Origin of the sequence: Mycobacterium barrassiae, from assembly GCF_025822765.1 — a bacterium.
GTDB classification, from domain to species: domain Bacteria; phylum Actinomycetota; class Actinomycetes; order Mycobacteriales; family Mycobacteriaceae; genus Mycobacterium; species Mycobacterium barrassiae.
The window spans coordinates 61,482-79,196 of sequence record NZ_JACKUK010000039.1 but is presented as its reverse complement, the minus strand read 5'-3'; the positions used below and the strand labels follow the sequence as shown (position 1 = coordinate 79,196).

Here is a 17,715-nt window from a genome sequence, read left to right as displayed (position 1 = left end):
GACCAAGCACCCACAGGAGAGCCGGCGACACAGCGCCGGAAACCAACCACGGTCAAACACCCCCGGCCACCAGACAAGCTCAGACACCCCGTTCCGAGCTCACTCACGAAAGATCGAGGCTAGACCTTTTCGATGGACGACGCCAGCTGATCGTGTACCGCGCTTTCATCGAGCCCGGAACGGGCGGCGACGACGTCCCAGGGCTTCCGGGTTGGCCTGAACACGGCTGTGTGGGTTGCTCTTTGATGGCCGACCACGTGCCCAACCTGGCGCATCTCAACGCACGCGACACCACGTTCGTCTACGTGTCCCGGGCAAGTCAGCCCGATCTCGCGCGGATGAAGGAGAAGATGCGCTGGCGGCACCCGTGGTTCACGATCACTGACACGTTCGACGCCGACTTCGGTGTCGACGACTATCACGGCACCAACGCGTTCATCCGTGATGACGAGGACCGCATCTACCGGACCTACATGATCAACGGGCGCGGTGACGAGGTGTTCGTCAACACCTGGAACCTCCTCGACATGACGGCCCTTGGGCGACAGGAGAACTGGGAGGACTCCCCGGAGGGATATCCGCAGGCGTCGCCGTATGAGTGGTGGCGCTGGAACGACGCCTACGCCGACCAGGGCGCCGGCCATGGCGGGTGCTGCTGAAGCAATCTAGGACGGCACGCTAGCCAACGCGTGCTCGATGATCTCTGGCCACCGCGCACCGTCGACCTCCTCGATCGCCGACGAACCCGCGAACGCGCTGGAGATTACGAGATCGGGCGCGACCGTGCCCAATAGCTCGATGCTCTTGCGCATCGCCGCCGAGTCGCCCCGGCCCGGCACCACGAACGTCGACCAAGTGCCGTCACCGGTAGGGAAGATGCTGTCGCCGGTGAACAGATACCGTTCGCCGCTCACACCGGTCACGAGGTAGCAGGTACTCCCCGGCGAATGGCCGGGCGTAGGAAGCACGTCGACATCGTTGCTGTCGACGTGCCTAACGGCATCTACCGCCACATCGACACGACCGTGTTTTGCGATCGACTCTAATTCTGCTGCAGGAGCATGCAACTGGCGGCCAAACCGCTCGGCGATCCGGGCCAGGTTGGGCCCCGCCTCGTCAAGATGCGACAGGTACTGCGCCTTGACACCGCCCAGCTCGTCGATCGCGTCGAAGTCGGCCTCCCCGGCGGGGCTGTAGAACAACACATTGCCGGCCGGCCGTCGCCACAAGTAGGAGTGGGTGGTCAGGCCGGGAAACGGCGAGTCGGTGCGAGTCTGATAGAGGTCCTCGCGGACCTGGGTCAAAGCGGACAGTTCAATGGTCATACCTCAGCGTGCTTCCTCAACCATTGTTGAGGTCAAGTGAAAGCTGCAATTCGCGATGCCACATCGTCCGCGGTCGTCAGCGCGTCCAGGTCTACAGCAGCCGAATAGCGCCCGGCCACCGCGTCATATGACGCGCCTGCGATCGACGCGTGATCCGCCGGCAGTTCGGCGACCGACACCGGCCAGGCGTGCTGCCGAAGCGTCGCGGCGAAATCCCGGCTCGCCGCAACGGGGACGACGTCGTCGTTCACACCATGAAGCAACGTGAACGGCACACGATCGCGGACGTCCGCCAAATGCGCCACGAGTGGTTCACCGGAGATGGGGTCGGCCACCATGAACGCGCCGGCCAGGCATACGGTGTGCTTCAACCGCACCTTCAGTCGCGCGGCGTGAATCGTCACCGCGGCGGCAGCGAGGCCGCCCATCGACCAGCCCACGAGCACCATGGCGTCCGGTTCAGCGCTGGACTCTCGGGCGAATTGCAACGACCTCAACAGATCCGCCCGGCCGCGGTCGGTGGCCTGCGAATTCCAGTCGGGGACCACGACGCCGGGGCCCGAATCGGCCACCCGCTGAGCCAACGGCCGCATGCTGGTGCGGGCATCGGTCTGGGCGCCGTGCCACATGAGAACGACACCTCCCGTCAATTCTCCGAAGACATCGGCATTGCGGCCTGGGGCATATTCGACGGTTTCCACGCATCGTGGCATTCCCCCGAACCGCCCTTCCTAACGCAACAGACGCCTAGAGTTGAAGAAGGGAGGTGCTCAGCACGATGGGGCGGACATGGGTGTTGCCGGCGTCATTGGCCGTCTCCCTCTGCGCCGCAACCATTCCACTGGCAGGACCGGCATCCGCAGTCTGCTACGAGGCCGACTGTGTCCCCAACGTCGCCCGCAACATCATGGCGGGCGCACCGTGCCGGCCCGGCAAGTTCTTCAATTACGGCCTCGACGCCGACGGTGACACGTTCGTCTGCAACAAGATCGGCGTGTGGACCGCCGCCGGCCCGCTGATCGGCGTCTACAACGTCGCACTGCCCTGCAAGATTGAGGGCACCTCGGCGCAGGGATCAGACGGTGTCGCGTTCCAGTGTGCTGACATGGGCGGTGGCCAGCTGAAATGGGCGCACCGCGTCGACACGCTCGAGTGACACCCCGTCAGGGCCGCCGAAGGTATCGCTCCACAAAGAGCCGCAGGATGCTGTGCGGGTAGCGGACATTCCATTGCCGCGCTTCGATTTTCAACTGCTCCGCCGACTCGGGAGCGAAGTAACCGTGGTGTTTGTAGACATCGAGCCGGGTGTCGATGCCGATCAGGTCGAGCTCGGGATGGAACTGCATGGCATACACGTTCTGGCCCACCCGGAACGCCTGCACGGGGCACTGCGGTGAGGTGGCCAGACACAACGCGTCATCCGGCAGTCTCGCCGCCGACTCCTTGTGTCCGCCGTACGCGTCGAAGACATCCGGCACCTCGGCGAACAGCGGATCGTCGCGCCCCGCGCCGGTGACCTCGATCGTCATGCCGCCGACCGGCTCCGGATACGTGCGGTCGATGACCGCTCCGATCACGGTGCCCAGCGTGCCCACGCCGTAGCAGCAGCCGAGGAACGGGTAGTCCTCGTCGACGATGCGGTCTATCAACGCGAACAACTCGGCCTCGACCCGTTGCTGCGTCTCGGATTTCGACTCTGGAGCGTCGCTGACGTTGTAGGGCCCGCCACCGAGGATGATGCCCGACCAGTCGGCAAAATCGATGTCCCCCAGCGGTTCGTGCGTCAGGCGGATGCGATGCATGCCCGTGGTGTCGAGTCCGCCGAAGCGCATCATCGCGCCGTACTCGTCGTCGGCGGCCTCGTCCTCGCCGCGGATCGACAGAAGCAGGAAGGGCAGGGCGCCCTGACGCACAACACCCCGCGAGCCCTGAGAGCCCGCGGGGTGTCGCACGTACTGATTATCGATCAGGCGAGGTCAAATCGGTCGTTGTTCATGACCTTCACCCAGGCAGCGACGAAGTCCTCGACGAACTTGGTCTTGCTGTCGTCCTGGGCGTAGACCTCGGCGATGCCACGCAGCACCGAGTTCGACCCGAACACCAGATCGTTGGCGGTGGCCGTCCACTTGACCGCCCCCGAGGCCCGATCGCGGCCCTCGTAGACGTTCTCGGCGGTCTCCGACGGCTTCCACTCCGTGCTCATGTCGAGCAGGTTGACGAAGAAGTCGTTGCTCAGCGCACCCGGCTTGTCGGTGAAGACGCCGTGCTTGCTGCCGCCGTGGTTGACGTTCAGCACCCGCAGACCGCCGATCAGCACGGCCAGCTCGGGAGCAGTGAGGTCGAGCATGTACGCCCGCTCGACGAGCAGCTGCTCCAACGGGTTCTTCTCGCCCGGCCGGAAGAAGTTACGGAACCCGTCCGTGCGCGGCTCGAGCACCGCGAACGATTCGACATCCGTCTCCTCCTGCGAGGCGTCGGTGCGTCCCGGCGCGAAGTGCACGTCGATCTCGAATCCTGCGTCGCGAGCGGCCTTTTCGACTGCTGCCGAACCGCCCAGCACGATCAGGTCGGCCAGCGACACCTTCTTGCCGCCCGCGCCGTTGAACTCCTGCTGAATGTTCTCGAGCACGGGGAGCACCTTGGCCAGCTCGGCAGGCTCGTTGGCCTCCCAGTTCTTTTGCGGCTCCAGCCGGATTCGCGCGCCGTTGGCACCGCCGCGCTTGTCGGTGCCGCGGAAGCTGCCCGCCGTCGCCCACGCGGTCTTGATCAGCTGCTGCACGGACAGGCCGGAGTCCAGCAACTTGGCCTTGAGCGCCTTGATGTCCGCCTCGTCGATCACGTCACCCTCGACCGGCGGCACCGGGTCCTGCCACAGCTGCGGCTCGGGCACCCACGGTCCGAGGTAGCGGCTGATCGGACCCATGTCGCGGTGCATGAGCTTGTACCAGGCCTTGGCGAAGGCCTCGTCCAGCTCCTCGGGATGATCGAGCCAACGGCGGGTGATCTTGCCGTAGATCGGATCCTCACGCATCGACACGTCGGTGACGAGCATCGTGGGCTTCCGTGGCGGGCCGCCGAACGGATCCGGGATGGTCGCCTCGGCGTTCTTCGCCTCGAACTGCCAGGCGCCGGCGGGGCTCTTGGTCAGCTCCCACTCGTTGCCGTAGAGGATCTCCAGGTAACGGTTGCTCCACTCGGTGGGCTTGTCCGTCCAGACGACCTCGAGACCGCTGGTGATCGTGTCCGGGCCCTTACCCGAGCCGAACGGACACTTCCAGCCGAGACCCTGCTGCTCGATGGGCGCGCCCTCGGGCTCGGGTCCCATGCCCTCGTCCGGACCCGCACCGTGGGTCTTGCCCAGGGTGTGGCCGCCGACGATCAGGGCCGCGGTCTCCTCGTCGTTCATCGCCATCCGGCCGAACGTCTCGCGGATGTCCTTGGCTGCAGCCAGCGGATCCGGCTTGCCCTCGGGGCCTTCCGGATTCACGTAGATGAGGCCCATCGTGGTCGCGCCGTAAGGCTCGGCCAGCTGACGGTCGGAGTCGTTGGTGCCGCCGTAGCGGGCGTCGGTGCCGAGCCAGGTGTCCTCCTGGCCCCACAGCATCTCCTCGGGCTCCCAGATGTCCTCGCGACCGAACGCGAAGCCGAACGTCTTGAACCCGGAGGCCTCGAGCGCGGCGTTACCGGCATAGGCGATGAGGTCGGCCCAGGAGATCTTGTTGCCGTACTTCTGCTTGATCGGCCACAGGAGCCGACGCGCCTTGTCCAGGTTGGCGTTGTCCGGCCAGCTGTTGAGCGGTGCGAAGCGCTGCGCACCCTGCCCGGCGCCGCCGCGGCCGTCGTAGATGCGGTACGTGCCCGCGGCGTGCCAGCTCATACGGATGAACAGACCGGCGTAGCTGCCGTAGTCGGCGGGCCACCAGTCCTGCGAGGTGGTGACAACCTTGGCAACGTCAGCCTTGAACGCCTCCAGATCCAGCTTGGCGAACTCCTCGGCGTAGTTGAAGTCCTCGCCGAGGGGGTTGCCCTTCTGGTTCTGCTTGTGCAGCACCGAGACGTCGACCTGCTCCGGCCACCAGTCCCTGTTGGTCAGAGGAGCATGCGCCTTCGGCTTGGGCGAATCGATTACCGGATTCTCGCTCTCGCTGTCACTAGCCGTCTTGGTGCCGGCTGCAGGCGGGCGAGCGTCAGATGAATCAGACACAACATTCCTTCCAGGGGTTGGTGATGGGCTGCGATCACGGGTGTGATCGGGAAACTTGTGCGGCTGCGCAGTCGGGGCACAGGCCCCAGTAGATGACCTCGGCCTCGTCGAGGACGAAACCGTCGAGGGAACCGTCCGGATCCGACGGCGTCAGGCAGGGTGTATCGCCGACGGCGCAGTCCACGTCGGCGATGACTCCGCACGAGCGGCACACCACGTGATGGTGGTTGTCGCCGACGCGAGATTCGTAGCGCGAGACGGAACCGGATGGCTGGATGCGACGGATCAGTCCCGCCGCTGACAGCGCGGCGAGCACGTCGTACACCGCCTGCCGCGATACGTCGGGCAGACCGACCCGCACCGCCGAGAAGATCGTCTCGGTATCGGCGTGGGGATGGGCGTACACGGCCTCCAAGACAGCCAGCCGCGGCCGGGTCACGCGAAGATCAGCCGTCCTCAGCTGCTCTGCGTAATCCGGCGTCGTTGTCACGCACACCATCATGCCCCTTTTCTGGAATGAGTCAAGAGTGTGTTTTGACGGCGTTTCGGACCAGCGGCTTGCGGGGAGCTGTTGATCACGCCAAAGTGGCTGGTTGACAACAATTTTGATATCCACAGGGAACTGGCAGCGTGTCTGAGCGTGCCGATCCGGTGTGACCGCTGCTACCCTGCGAAAGCTGCAAGTTGCGTGGTCGCGGGGAGGCGCACCGCCCGGCAGACGACTGCATACGAATCGCCCGAACGAAACCGATCGAGTCCCTCACGAAGAGAGTGTTGTGCGTACCGGAGAGATCAAGGCCCTATCCGGATTGCGCATCGTCGCAGCCGTATGGGTCGTGCTTTTTCACTTCCGCCCGCTGCTCGAGCAGGCAGCTCCCGGGTTCCGCTCGGCACTCGCGCCCGTGCTGGACTGCGGCGCGCAGGGCGTAGACCTCTTCTTCATCCTCAGCGGATTCGTGCTGACCTGGAACTACCTGGACCGAATGGGGGAGTCCTGGTCGTGGCGGGCCACCGTGCACTTCCTCTGGCTGCGGCTGTCCCGCGTGTGGCCCGTCTATCTGGTGACGATGCACCTCGCAGCGCTGTGGATCATCTTCACGCTGAACGTCGGGCATGTGCCCTCCGAGGCCGCCGACCAGCTCACCGCGACGAACTACGTGCGGCAGGTCCTGCTCGTGCAGCTGTGGTTCGCGCCCTACTTCGACGGCACCAGCTGGGACGGTCCCGCCTGGTCGATCAGCGCCGAATGGCTGGCCTACCTGCTGTTCGGGGCGTTGGTGCTGGTGATCTTCCGGATCGCACGCGCGACGCGGGGCCGCGGGCTGATCTACCTCGCCGTGGCGGCCGCGCTGCCGCCGGTGCTTCTGCTGATGGCGACCGGCCTGTTCTACACACCGTGGAGCTGGCTGCCGCGCATCGTCATGCAGTTCACCGCGGGCGCGCTGGTATGTGCGGCGGTCCGCAAGCTGCAGCCCGGTGAGCGGGCCCGTACCGGCGCCGGCATCGCGGCGCTTCTCATCGCGGCGGCCATCGTCGGCATCCTGTACTGGCTGGACGCCCACCCCATACCTTCTATCTACGATTCGGCCGGGCTGGTCGACGTGCTGTTCGTCCCGCTGCTGTTGACCCTGGCGATGGGCGCAGGCACCTTGCCCGCCCTGCTGTCCCTGCGCCCCGTGGTCTACCTCGGGCATGTCTCGTTCAGCGTCTACATGGTTCACGAGTTGGTGCACACGACATGGAACTGGATGGTCCAGCAGTTCGGCATTCGCCTTGGTTCCGATCTCGCGGGCAAGGCAGTGCTCGTCGCTCTGCTCGCCGTCGTCTTCGCGGCTGCGGTGTTCCTCTACCACCTTGTCGAGGAGCCTGCGCGTAAATGGATGCGCGGCATGATGAACCCGCCTCGCGACACCCGCGTCGATCACGGACGCGGCAAACTGCAGACGATCGACGGCCAGCGTGAGGAGCGGACACCCGTGGTTGCGGCACGTGCTGGATGAGTTTGCGCGTCACCGCCACCCATATGGTCGACTGCACCCTAGGCTGGTCCGGTGAGTCGGTTGATCACGGCCATGGTCGCGCTGGCGCTCCTGGTCTGCGTGGGCGGTGGACGCCCAATAGAGGTGCGTCACAACGACATCGTGGTGTTGAACGCGTCGGTGAATCGCATCGCCGTCATCGGCGATTCCTATACGACGGGCGGGGACCTCGGCGGTCTGGGTCCCAACGGCTGGACCGAGCGCGCCTGGCGCGACCTTGCTGAGTACCGGATACCGGTCACCGCCGACGTCGGTGCCGAGGGAGGAGCGGGCTACGCCGTTCGGGGCAACGGGGGCAGCCTGTTCGAGGATCTGACCGCGCGAACGGTCAAGCCCGACGATGCGCTCGTGCTGTTCTTCGGCTCGCGCAACGATCAGCACATCGGCACCGCGCAGTTCTCGCTGCTGACCTACGGCACCTTCCAATTGGCCCGCCGCATCGCGCCTTCGGCGACGTTCCTGGTCATCGGGCCGCCGTGGCCGACGGCCAATCCGCCCGCGGACATCGTGCGGATCCGCGATGCGCTGAAGTATCAGGCGGGCCTTGCCGGCGCGACGTTCGTCGACCCCATCGCGGAACGCTGGTTCGTGGGACGGCCCGAACTGATCGGCGCCGACGGTGTACATCCGACCGACGCCGGCCACGAATACATGGCGGAGAAGATCGCGCCGCTCATCGCGGCCGAACTGCCCACCCGCGTATGAACGTCGTCAACGCTCGCTATGGTCTCGGGTGATGGGACTTCTCGAGCGTCTGTACGAATGGTTGGCGCGGGTGCTGTCGCTGCGCGTGATCGTCATCGTCGCAGCGCTTTCAGTCGTCGCGCTGGTGATCACGCTGGGCGCCTGGGTGTGGTTCGGTGTGACGAACGACCAGTACAGCCAGCTGGACCGGCGACTCGATTCGGTGAGCAGTCTCGGCGACATCAGCATGCTGCTGCGCGCCGCTCAGGGCGCTGGCCAGTCCCAGGCACCCGACGGCAACCTCGTGCGGACCGCCCGCATCGACGGCATCACGGTGTCCCTCCCCGAGGAAGTGGTGCTGCCGGAGTTCGACGTCGGGTACGCGAACACCACCATCGACGGCGTCGAGTACCGCGTCCGCACCTTCACGGCCGGCGACGCGAAGATCGCGGTGGGCGCGCCGGTCGCCGAAACGCAGCGCCGTATCAACGAACTCCACCGGCGCGTGCTGTTGATCTGCGGCGGCGTCATCATCGGCACCGTTCTGGTCGGCTGGGTGATGTGGTCGATCATGATCAATCCGTTCCGGCTGCTCGCCCAGCAGGCGCGGGCGATCAACGCGCAGTCCAAACCCGACGAGGTGAAGGTGCGCGGCGTACAGGAAGCCGTCGAGATCGCCGAGGCCGTCGAGGGAATGCTTGCCCGCATCGGCGACGAACAGCAGCGGACCAAGGCGGCGCTCGAATCTGCCCGCGACTTCGCCGCCGTCGCGTCCCACGAACTGCGGACGCCGCTGACGGCCATGCGCACCAATCTCGAGGTGCTGTCGACCCTGGAGATGCGCGACGACCAACGTCAGGAGGTGATCGCCGATGTGATGCGCACCCAGTCGCGCATCGAGGCGACCCTCACCGCACTGGAGCGCCTGGCGCAGGGCGAACTGACGACCGTCGACGACTTCGTCCCGGTCGACATCACCGAACTGCTGGATCGCGCGGCCCACGACGCCATGCGCAATTACCCCAATCTGAAAGTGTCACTGGCATCGTCGACCACGGTGCTGATGGTGGGTCTGCCCGCCGGCCTGAGACTGGTCATCGACAACGCCATCACCAACGCGATCAAGCACGGCGGTGCGACCGAGATCCGGCTCAGCGCAGAGAGTTCCGGCGAAGGGGTGGAGATCGCCGTCGACGACAACGGCAGTGGCGTGCCTGAGGAGGAGCGGGCGGCCGTTTTCGAGCGGTTCTCCCGGGGGTCGACGGCCGCGCGATCCGGTTCGGGGCTGGGGCTGGCGCTGGTCGCCCAACAGGCGGACCTCCACGGCGGCACCGCGTGCATGGAAGCAAGCCCGCTGGGCGGCGCCAGGCTGGTCTTGCGCTTACCGGCGCCGAGTTAGGGTGTGCCGCCGACGAATCCGGCGATAACGGCAGTCAGCTCCTCACCCTTCTCTTCGACGACGAAGTGCTTGGCGCCGGTGACGATGGTGTGCGGTTGCCCCTTCGCGCCGGGCACCACCTCCTGTAAGTACTTCTCCCATCCTCGGGTGGCGGGATCGCCTTCGGAGTAGGCGGTGAGGAAAGGACGTTCCCAGCGTCGCAGTGCGGCCATGGTCTCCCTGTTGATCGCCACGCAGGGGTCGTTGGGGGTGAGGGGAATCAGCAGAGTCAGTTGCCGAAACCCGGCCTTGTACCGGCGATCCGGATAGGGCGCGTCGTAGGCGGCACGCACGTCGGCGTCGAGCGGACCGGCCTCGGCGTCGAGGAACAGGCTGGGGTTGATGTCGGGGGCGCGCTGAAAGAAGGTGACGTAATCGAGCAGCGTCTCCTGCAGGGTCACCCGCTCCTCACCGACGCTGTAGTGCGCCCATACGAGCTTGCCCACCTCCGCCGGATCGAAGGCGTACATGGCCGTATTCGTCACGACCACCCGTGCGAACCGGTCGGGTTCGCGGGCCAACACGCCCAACCCGATGGGCCCGCCCCAGTCCTCGGCGACCAGTGTCACGTCGCGCAGGTCGAGCCCGTCGACCAGACCCTGTAACCAGTCGATGTGCCTGCGAACTGTGTAGGCCGTGGCCTCGGCGAGCTTGTCTGAGCGCCCGAATCCGATGTGGTCGGGTGCGATGACGCGCAGTCCCGCATCCGCGAGTACACGGATGACGTTGCGGTACATGAACGACCACGTCGGCTGCCCGTGGACCAACAGGACGACTGGGCCGTCGGCGGGTCCGGCGTCGACGTAATGCATCCGTACCGGTGGCACCCTCGGTGTCTCGACGACCACATAGTTGGGCGCGTACGGGTAGTCGGGCAGGTTGTCGAATCGCTCGTCGGGTGTTCTCAGGACGTCCATGGTCGTGCGGACGGTATCAGTCTTCTTTTCGGATCAACCGTTGTAGTGCTTCTCGATCGGGCGCGAGCAGCTCGTCGATGCGCGGCTGGTTGACATCGGCGACGATGATCTCGCCGACCTCCTGATACACGTTGCTGAAGATGCCGTGCGACTTCATCTTCTCGGTTTGATAGATGTTGTCCTCCGTCGGCGTCACGTAGTACACGATCTCCGGCTTGAAGCGGTGGATCAGCCACAGGTGGATGACGTCCATCAGACGCTTCTTGCGCATCTTCTCGGAGAACGTGTTCTGGTCGCGCACCGTGAGGATGTTGCGGCCGTGCCGATCCTTGATCGGGTCGACGACTACGTTGGCCAACGCTTCCTCACCGTCGCCGAGAATCTGCAAGTCGAGCACGTCCGAGCCGGCGCGGCGCGGACGCAGCTGCACCCGCAGCTTCTCGCCGATCTTGTAGTGGTCGCTCCACAATGCCAGCCACTCCTCGAGCAGCTTCTTGGGCACCTCGGTCTGGACGAGGTGCTGGTGCTGCGTCGAGCCCTCGCCCATGGCCTTGGTGGTCGCGGTGCGCCCGGACGATGCGGCCAGCGCCGCGTCGCTGCGTGGTCCGCCCACCAGGGTTTGCGGTGTGCGGTAGGGGGATTCGACCAGTCGCATCTTGCGTTGCAGCCGGGCCAGCGCGAGCATGCCCTCCTGCCGCAGCGAGGTGGCGAACTCCTCGCAGGCGACGCCGTCGACCTGGTGGCCGCCGTAGGTGATGAAGTTGAAGACGAAGCCCATCTTGCCGAGTTCCTCAGGGAAAGCGCGCATCTCGTCGTCGGACATGCCGGTGGTGTCCCAGTTGAACGACGGCGACAGGTTGTACGCCAGCATCTTCTCGGGGAACTCGGCGTGGATCGCGTCGGCGAACTGCTTGGCATCGGCGAGATCGGCGGTCTTGGTCTCCATCCAGAGGAGGTCGGCGAACGGTGCGGCGGCCAGCGACTTGGCGATCGCGTACGGGATGCCGCCGCGGATCTGGTAGTAGCCCTCCGGCGTCTTCGCCCGCTCGCAGTCCCATGCCACGTCGGCGCCCAGCTCCTTGGCCTTCTCCCGCGCGGAGTACAGCGAGGCCTTGGCGGCGAAGGTGCGCCAATCGGCGGCGCTCATCTCGGAGGGCTCACCCTCGGATTCGCGGAAGTCGAGCAGGTCGCCGACGGCCTCGCCGTAGGTCTGCAGGCCCGCATCGACCTGCCAGACGTCGACGAACTTCGACTCGATCTTGTCGAACATGTCGTCCACCGAATCGTCGGCGCCGTCCTGCCAGGCCTTGGCCGCTTCGTCGATCGCGGCGGCGATGCCGTGACGCTGCAGCCATGCGTCGGCGGCGGCGTACTCACCGTCGGGCAGTGCGTAGAGCAGGTGTCCGTTGAGCTCGGTGACTCCGGCGTTGTAGAACTGGCGCATCATCGCCAGGAAGCAGGCCTTGTACGACGGGATCTTCAGGTTGGTGACCCCGAGCAGGAAGGGTTGATCGCGTTCGTCGGCGCGGCTGTCGAGCAGGTTGGCCGCTTCGGCGTCGGTGCGCGCCACGATGATGCCGGGCACCCGCATGATGTCGAGCTGGAAGCGGGCGGTGTTGAGTCGCTTGATCTGTTCGTCCGAGGGGACCAGGACCTTGCCGCCCTGATGGCCGCATTTCTTCGTGCCGGGCCGCTGGTCCTCGATGTGGTAGCCCGGCACGCCGGACTCGACGAATCGGCGAATGAGGTTGCGCACGTGGGGATCACCGCCGTGGCCGGTGTCGGCGTCGGCGATGATGAATGGACGGTAGTCGTATGCCGGCGTCGCCTCGCGTTGTTCGTCGGTCATACGCAGCCGCAGGTACTGCTGGTTGCGGTCCGCGGTCAGCAGGGCGCGCACCAGGCCCGCGGCCTCGTCGGGCACCTGGCTGAGCGGGTAGCTGGCCAGATCGGGTCCCGGGTCCTCGTGGATCGAACCCTTCGCCGAGGTGGCCCAGCCGCCGAGGTAGATCCCCTCGATGCCCATCCGCTTCATCACCACGGCCTGACCCGGCGAGTAGGGGCCGAACGTGGTGATGCTCTTCTTCTGGGCGAACAGTTCGCGCAGCCGGGGGTAGAAGGCCTCGGCCGCCTCGCGCGCGATGGTGTAGTCGGTCGGGATGGTGCCGCGCTGCTCGACGACCTGGCGGGCGGTGTAGAGACGAATGATCCCGTCGAACCGCGGGCTGTCGAAGTACCGCTGGGTGTCGGCGACGTCCTTTTCGAACGGGGTCTGCGGCGCTGCATCCGCTTCGATAATGGCCATGGCTCAACACTACGACCGACACCTGGCAGTCGATGGGGAATTAGCTAGGGCCTGCAGAAGTACCTGCGCCGACCGTGCGCTCACCGCGAAGAATCGGCCGGTTTTTCGCAGTGGATTCACGTTCGGCGAGCCCATTCCCTCGAGAGGCGGGCAATGATGACGGCCTCGGTGTCGAGGGACGTCACACGGATATGCGTCCAGCCCAGCTCGGTGAGGTCATCGTGCCGGCGGATGTCCCTGTTGAAGCGGACCGGGTCGCGGTGGTGCTCGCCGTCGTAGTCCAGCGCCAACTTGATCTCTTCCCAGCCCATGTCCGGCACCGCGATGTGCGCGCCGTATTCGTTGTAGATGGGCAGCTGGGTCTGAGGTCGCGGGAAGCCGTGGCGGATGACGAGTAGCCGGAGCCATGTCTCCCTGGGCGATTCGGCGCCGGGATCGACGAGGTCGAGAACCTTGCGGGCTTGTCGGATACCACGCCGACCCCGATACCGTTTGGCCAGGAGCTCGACGTCGGCCATCTTCAGGTGCGTCGCGCGGGCCAGTGCGTCAATCGCTGCGACGGCCTTGCCGAGCGGATATCGACATGCAATGTCGAGCGCGGTGCGGGCCGGCGTCGTGACTCGCATTTCGTCTATGGACGCGACCTCGTCATCGGCGACCTCGTCCGACCAGACCCGGATGCCGACCGGCGACCGTCGATTTCGCCACAGTATTTCCGCTGGTCGGCGTCCGTCCACGCACTTCGCATGGTGTAAGGCCGCCGCTGACTGACCAGCCACGATTCCTCGACGGCGCGTCCACAGGAAAGCGGCCTTGGCGCGGACGACGGCGCTGACGTCGGCGTCGGCCGAGATGTATACGTCCGGATAGATCGCGACGAAGCGGCTGCGCAACGCGTACGGCGTCAGCCGGCCCGCCCGCACCGCCTCACTGCCAATGAATGGATCCCCCATGACCGAAGTGTGCCGATGGCCGCCGACACCCCACCGAACGTGCGCTCACTGCGAATCCAGCGCCGATATTTCGCAGTGAGCGCACGCTCGGCGCTACCGAACCGGGTTGGTCAGCACTGCGAGCCCGTCGCCGAGTTCGCAGCGCACCATGTCACCCGGCAGGATCTCGACCGCGCCCGGAGTCCCGGTGGACAGGATGTCCCCGGGGTAGAAGGGCATCACCTGACTGTGGAAGCTGAGCAGCTCGGCGGGGGAGAACGTCATACCCGACACGGTGTCCTTGCGGTGGACGGCGCCGTTGTGCACGGTCGCGACGCGCAGATCGTCTAACGGCGCGTGGTCGAGCACCTCGTCGAGCGTGATCAGATCCGGGCCGAACGAGAAGAACGTAGGGTAGTTCTTGACCCTGGTGAGGTACCGCGGGTTCTCCAACAGCACGGCTTCGGCGGTCTGATCGAGGACAGGTACGACGCCGGCCACGTAGGACATCGCGTCCTCGACGCCGACCTGGTAGCAGGTGCGTCCGATCACCAGACCCAGCTCGGCTTCGGCGGTCACCTTGCCGATTCGCGGTGGCACGACGATCGGTTCACCGGGGCCGACAATGGTGTGGTCGCCTTTGATGAACGACGCGGGCGAGGTGCGCGGCGTCTGCTCGCCGAGATCGCCGGCGTGTGCGCGGTAGTTGAGCCCGATACCCAGGATCTTCCTGGGACGTGTCCACGGGGCGAGCACCGGCGCATCAGGGTCCACGCAGTCGGCGTCGTCGACTCCGCTCGCCACTGCCGCGGCAAGCGTATCCAGCTGCTCAGTTGTCAAGAGCGACAACAGGTCTGAGGGTCCGCCGGGTAGCACACGGTCGATGCGGGCGAGGCGGTCATCGGGCAGGACCACGCAGGCGACCTCGTCGCCGTTCAGCGAGACGGTGCGCAGACGCATCAGGCGACGCCGGGGATCAGGCCGCCGTCGACACGCACCACCGAACCGGTGACGTACGAGGCCCGTTCGCTACACAGAAACGCCGCGACGTCCGCATACTCCTCGGGGCGGCCGTATCGCCCTACCGCCATCGTCGCCTCGCTGTCACGCCGCACCTCGTCGACACTGCGGCCTTCTCGTTCGGCCCTGCGCTCGTCGAGGAATCGGGTCCGGTCTGTCTCGATCCGGCCCGGCACAATCACATTCGACGTCACCCCATCAGCACCGACCTCGTCGGCCAGCGTCTTGGACCACGCGTGCAGGCTCGCCCGCAACGTATTCGACAGGCCGAGGTTGGGGATCGGGGCCAGCGCGCCCGACGATGTCGAGGTGAGGATCCGGCCCCACCGTCGCTCGCGCATCCCGGGCAGCACTCGATCGGTCAGCATGATCACCGAAAGGACCATCTGGTCGAAGCTGGCCCGCCACACGACGGCCTCCTGACCCGTCACCGTCGTCGGTGGCGGGCCGCCGGTGTTGTTGACCAGGATGTCGACGGGCCCGAGGGTGCCTTCGATTTCGGCGATCACCGACTCCATGCGATCCAGGTCGCCCAGATCCCACGAGATCGGCAACGCTCGCACACCAGCCGCCGTCACCTTGGCTGCGGTCGCGGCGAGCGCATCGGGTGAGCGACCCGCGACCGCGACATTCACCCCTTCAGCGGCAAGCCGCGCGGCGATGGCGCTGCCCAGACCGCCGCTCGCGCCGAGTACCAGGGCGGTACGTCCGGAAATGCCGAGATCCATTGTGGCGCTCCTTCAGTGGTTCTCCTGAGAGATGGTGGATACGACGTGTTCTGCTATCGCGAGCGAAGAAGTCGCGGCCGGGGACGGTGCATTGCGGAGCACGACGACGCGGTCGCGGATGCTGATCCGGAAGTCGTCGACCAACGAGCCGTCGGACTCGAGAGCCTGGGCGCGGACCCCCGTCGGTCCCGGTACGACATCGTCGTCGCTCATGTCAGGAACATAGGCGCGGGCCGCCGCGACGAACTTTCGCTTGCTCAGCGAGCCGTGCATTTCGCGGATTCCAGTGCGCCAATGTCGACGGGCGAATCGCCAGAACGCCGGTGTGCGAGCGATATCAGTGAGATCACGCATCGATACTGTGCGCCAGGTGTAGCCCTCGCGGGCCAACGCCAGCACCGCGTTGGGGCCGATGAGCACCTCACCGTCGACCCGTGGCGTGATGTGGACGCCGAGAAATGGGTATCGGGGGTCGGGCACCGGATACACCAAACCGTTGACCAGACCCCTGCGTTCCGGCTTCAGGGTGTAGTACTCGCCGCGGAACGGCATGATGACGGGATTTGGCTCGTCTCCGACGAATTCGGCGAGACGGTCGCTCTGAAGTCCGCCACACGCGACGACTTGGTCGAAGACGCCTTGATAGGTACCACCCGCAGTGCGGGCGGTCGCGACGACCTCGTTGTTGGTGGATCGGAGGGCGATGACCTCATGTCCAAGAAGGATTTTCGCGCCCGCGGCCACTGCGTCTGCGGCGAGCGCCCGAGTCACTTCGGAGAAATCGACAATCGACGTCGACGGCGAGTGCAGCGCGGCGATGCCACGTACATGCGGCTCGAGTTCGCGCAACTCCTCGGGGCCGATTGTGCGGACACCCGGGACGCCATTGGCGAGCGCACGCTGTTGTATGTCATCGAGCCGGGCACGTTCGGCATCGTCGAGAGCAACGAGCACCTTGCCGCATTGGATTCGTCGGATGTCTCGTTGCGCGCAGAACTCTTCGAGAAGTCCGACGCCACGGCGGCAGAGCACGGCCTTGTTAGAGCCGGGTTGGTAGTACAGGCCCGCGTGAACCACACCGCTGTTGCGCCCGGTTTGGTGGGCGGCGAGGCGGTCTTCCTTCTCGAACAGTGTCACTTGGGCCTCCGGCCGGCGCGTGAGGAGTTCGCGCGCGATGGCGACACCGAGGATGCCCCCACCGATGACGGCGATCCGGTCGGTCATCGGCCGCCCAGCTGCGAGGCGGGGATGTCGAGGCCATCCACTGTGAAATACGGCAAGGTCAGCACCATCGATTCGATCGTAGACCTCCCGAGCGTTGTGATCAGCTGCGCCCGATATCAGGCTCGGCTAACTACTTCTTGGCGCTACTGATCACCGTTCGATCACGGTACGACAACTCATTGGCCATGTGCCGTATGGCAATTGGGCAAATGCGCATTGCGCAGGTACAAGTGGAGTAGCGAACGGTTGATCACCGTGGATCAATCCTGTTCGCGTGACATTTCGAGAGAGTAGAAAGACCGATGAGAAGCATCTACGCGCTGGTGATCAGCTTGGCACTGTTGGTTACGACGGCCGGCATAGCGACCGCTGCGCCTTACCCCCGTTCCGCCAGCCAGCAACAGGCGGTGCAAACCGTGATCGCCCGTGCGCTTTCCCAACGCGGCGTTCCCTTTTCCTACGGCGGGGGTGACGTCAACGGGCCGACCCGCGGTAGCGGTCCGCAGGCCAACGCGCTCGGACTCGATCCCGAGGGCAGGGTCGTCGGACTCAACCCGGCCGTCGATGTGGTCGGATTCGACGCGTCGGGGCTCATGGTCTACGCCTTCGCCGGAGTCGGCGTGAAGCTGCCGCGGTCCTCGGGTGCGCAATACAAGGTCGGGCAGAAGGTCACGCCCGCGCAGGCACTGCCGGGTGACCTGATCTTCTACGGGCCGGAAGGCACTCAGAGCGTCGCCCTCTTCATCGGCAACGGACAGATGGTCGAGACGACCGATGCCGGAGTCGCGGTGTCGGCGGTGCGCACCGACAACATGACGCCGTACCTGAGCCGCATCATCGCCTGAGGTCGGCACCGGCCATAAACCGCGCGACTGCGGCGGTGGGCCGAAAGTAGGGTC

General features: G+C 65.8%; 16 protein-coding genes and 1 pseudogene. 6 read left to right on the top strand and 11 right to left on the bottom strand.

Going from position 1 to position 17,715, the window contains the following annotated elements:
• Positions 1-119: 119 nt before the first annotated feature.
• A pseudogene (locus H7J93_RS25735) lies at positions 120-659 on the top strand (DUF899 family protein); the annotation flags it as partial.
• A gap of 6 nt (positions 660-665) precedes the next feature.
• Here the strand turns inward: H7J93_RS25735 and H7J93_RS25730 are convergent.
• The gene (locus tag H7J93_RS25730; RefSeq protein WP_267309120.1) at positions 666-1,325 is read right to left on the bottom strand and encodes an MBL fold metallo-hydrolase; all 660 of its coding nucleotides are present in this window, start codon (positions 1,323-1,325) and stop codon (positions 666-668) included.
• Between the two features lie 32 nt (positions 1,326-1,357).
• The gene (locus H7J93_RS25725; protein ID WP_267309119.1) at positions 1,358-2,026 is read right to left on the bottom strand and encodes an alpha/beta hydrolase family protein; all 669 of its coding nucleotides are present in this window, start codon (positions 2,024-2,026) and stop codon (positions 1,358-1,360) included.
• 77 nt (positions 2,027-2,103) lie between these two features.
• On the opposite strand from H7J93_RS25725, the gene H7J93_RS25720 reads away from it, so the two are divergent.
• The gene (locus H7J93_RS25720; protein WP_267309118.1) at positions 2,104-2,481 is read left to right on the top strand and encodes a hypothetical protein; all 378 of its coding nucleotides are present in this window, start codon (positions 2,104-2,106) and stop codon (positions 2,479-2,481) included.
• Between the two features lie 7 nt (positions 2,482-2,488).
• On the opposite strand, the gene H7J93_RS25715 is transcribed toward H7J93_RS25720, so the two are convergent.
• The 3 genes from H7J93_RS25715 to H7J93_RS25705 are packed head-to-tail and all read right to left on the bottom strand — an operon-like array spanning position 2,489 to position 6,019.
• The gene (locus tag H7J93_RS25715; RefSeq protein ID WP_267309117.1) at positions 2,489-3,277 is read right to left on the bottom strand and encodes a glutamine amidotransferase; all 789 of its coding nucleotides are present in this window, start codon (positions 3,275-3,277) and stop codon (positions 2,489-2,491) included.
• 14 nt (positions 3,278-3,291) lie between these two features.
• The gene (katG, locus tag H7J93_RS25710; protein WP_267309116.1) at positions 3,292-5,529 is read right to left on the bottom strand and encodes a catalase/peroxidase HPI; all 2,238 of its coding nucleotides are present in this window, start codon (positions 5,527-5,529) and stop codon (positions 3,292-3,294) included.
• Positions 5,530-5,563: 34 nt separating this feature from the next.
• A complete protein-coding gene (locus H7J93_RS25705; RefSeq protein WP_264074092.1) occupies positions 5,564-6,019 on the bottom strand; it encodes a Fur family transcriptional regulator in 456 nt (151 codons plus the stop codon).
• Between the two features lie 286 nt (positions 6,020-6,305).
• On the opposite strand from H7J93_RS25705, the gene H7J93_RS25700 reads away from it, so the two are divergent.
• From H7J93_RS25700 to H7J93_RS25690, 3 genes are read left to right on the top strand one after another with little or no spacing between them, the layout of a single operon-like run.
• A complete protein-coding gene (locus H7J93_RS25700) occupies positions 6,306-7,529 on the top strand; it encodes an acyltransferase family protein (RefSeq protein WP_267309115.1) in 1,224 nt (407 codons plus the stop codon).
• Positions 7,530-7,580: 51 nt separating this feature from the next.
• Positions 7,581-8,273 carry an Rv0518 family GDSL lipase gene (locus H7J93_RS25695; protein WP_267309114.1) on the top strand — a complete coding sequence of 231 codons (693 nt, stop codon included), beginning with the start codon at positions 7,581-7,583 and terminating at the stop codon, positions 8,271-8,273.
• A gap of 31 nt (positions 8,274-8,304) precedes the next feature.
• Positions 8,305-9,651 (top strand): sensor histidine kinase, encoded by a 1,347-nt coding sequence (locus H7J93_RS25690; protein ID WP_267309113.1) that lies wholly within the window; start codon positions 8,305-8,307, stop codon positions 9,649-9,651.
• Here the strand turns inward: H7J93_RS25690 and H7J93_RS25685 are convergent.
• The 6 genes from H7J93_RS25685 to lhgD all read right to left on the bottom strand — a co-directional run bounded on the left by H7J93_RS25685 (position 9,648) and on the right by lhgD (position 16,816).
• Positions 9,648-10,607, bottom strand: coding sequence for a haloalkane dehalogenase (locus H7J93_RS25685; protein ID WP_267309112.1), 960 nt, complete (start codon positions 10,605-10,607; stop codon positions 9,648-9,650). The genes H7J93_RS25690 and H7J93_RS25685 overlap by 4 nt on opposite strands.
• A gap of 16 nt (positions 10,608-10,623) precedes the next feature.
• A complete protein-coding gene (gene aceA, locus H7J93_RS25680; RefSeq protein WP_267309111.1) occupies positions 10,624-12,912 on the bottom strand; it encodes an isocitrate lyase ICL2 in 2,289 nt (762 codons plus the stop codon).
• 116 nt (positions 12,913-13,028) lie between these two features.
• A complete protein-coding gene (locus tag H7J93_RS25675; protein WP_267309110.1) occupies positions 13,029-13,865 on the bottom strand; it encodes a type IV toxin-antitoxin system AbiEi family antitoxin in 837 nt (278 codons plus the stop codon).
• Between the two features lie 93 nt (positions 13,866-13,958).
• Positions 13,959-14,804: a fumarylacetoacetate hydrolase family protein gene (locus tag H7J93_RS25670; RefSeq protein ID WP_267309109.1), complete on the bottom strand. Its 846-nt coding sequence runs from the start codon at positions 14,802-14,804 to the stop codon at positions 13,959-13,961.
• Positions 14,804-15,592 carry an SDR family oxidoreductase gene (locus H7J93_RS25665; protein WP_267309108.1) on the bottom strand — a complete coding sequence of 263 codons (789 nt, stop codon included), beginning with the start codon at positions 15,590-15,592 and terminating at the stop codon, positions 14,804-14,806. The genes H7J93_RS25670 and H7J93_RS25665 overlap by 1 nt, the downstream gene beginning before the upstream one ends.
• 12 nt (positions 15,593-15,604) lie before the next feature.
• On the bottom strand, positions 15,605-16,816 hold the full coding sequence (gene lhgD / locus H7J93_RS25660; RefSeq protein WP_267309107.1) for an L-2-hydroxyglutarate dehydrogenase: 1,212 nt from the start codon (positions 16,814-16,816) through the stop codon (positions 15,605-15,607).
• Between the two features lie 302 nt (positions 16,817-17,118).
• Between lhgD and ripD the strand changes: the two genes are divergently transcribed.
• Positions 17,119-17,661 (top strand): NlpC/P60 family peptidoglycan-binding protein RipD, encoded by a 543-nt coding sequence (gene ripD, locus H7J93_RS25655; RefSeq protein ID WP_267309106.1) that lies wholly within the window; start codon positions 17,119-17,121, stop codon positions 17,659-17,661.
• Positions 17,662-17,715: the final 54 nt, after the last annotated feature.

Bases quoted from the DNA above. Each gene is read 5' to 3' on its own strand.
- H7J93_RS25730 (WP_267309120.1), bottom strand. From the start codon at position 1,325: ATGACCATTGAACTGTCCGCTTTGACCCAGGTCCGCGAGGACCTCTAT.
- H7J93_RS25720 (WP_267309118.1), top strand. From the start codon at position 2,104: ATGGGGCGGACATGGGTGTTGCCGGCGTCATTGGCCGTCTCCCTCTGC.
- H7J93_RS25690 (WP_267309113.1), top strand. From the start codon at position 8,305: ATGGGACTTCTCGAGCGTCTGTACGAATGGTTGGCGCGGGTGCTGTCG.
- H7J93_RS25685 (WP_267309112.1), bottom strand. From the start codon at position 10,607: ATGGACGTCCTGAGAACACCCGACGAGCGATTCGACAACCTGCCCGAC.
- aceA (WP_267309111.1), bottom strand. From the start codon at position 12,912: ATGGCCATTATCGAAGCGGATGCAGCGCCGCAGACCCCGTTCGAAAAG.
- H7J93_RS25675 (WP_267309110.1), bottom strand. From the start codon at position 13,865: ATGGGGGATCCATTCATTGGCAGTGAGGCGGTGCGGGCGGGCCGGCTG.
- H7J93_RS25670 (WP_267309109.1), bottom strand. From the start codon at position 14,804: ATGCGTCTGCGCACCGTCTCGCTGAACGGCGACGAGGTCGCCTGCGTG.
- H7J93_RS25665 (WP_267309108.1), bottom strand. From the start codon at position 15,592: ATGGATCTCGGCATTTCCGGACGTACCGCCCTGGTACTCGGCGCGAGC.
- lhgD (WP_267309107.1), bottom strand. From the start codon at position 16,816: ATGACCGACCGGATCGCCGTCATCGGTGGGGGCATCCTCGGTGTCGCC.
- ripD (WP_267309106.1), top strand. From the start codon at position 17,119: ATGAGAAGCATCTACGCGCTGGTGATCAGCTTGGCACTGTTGGTTACG.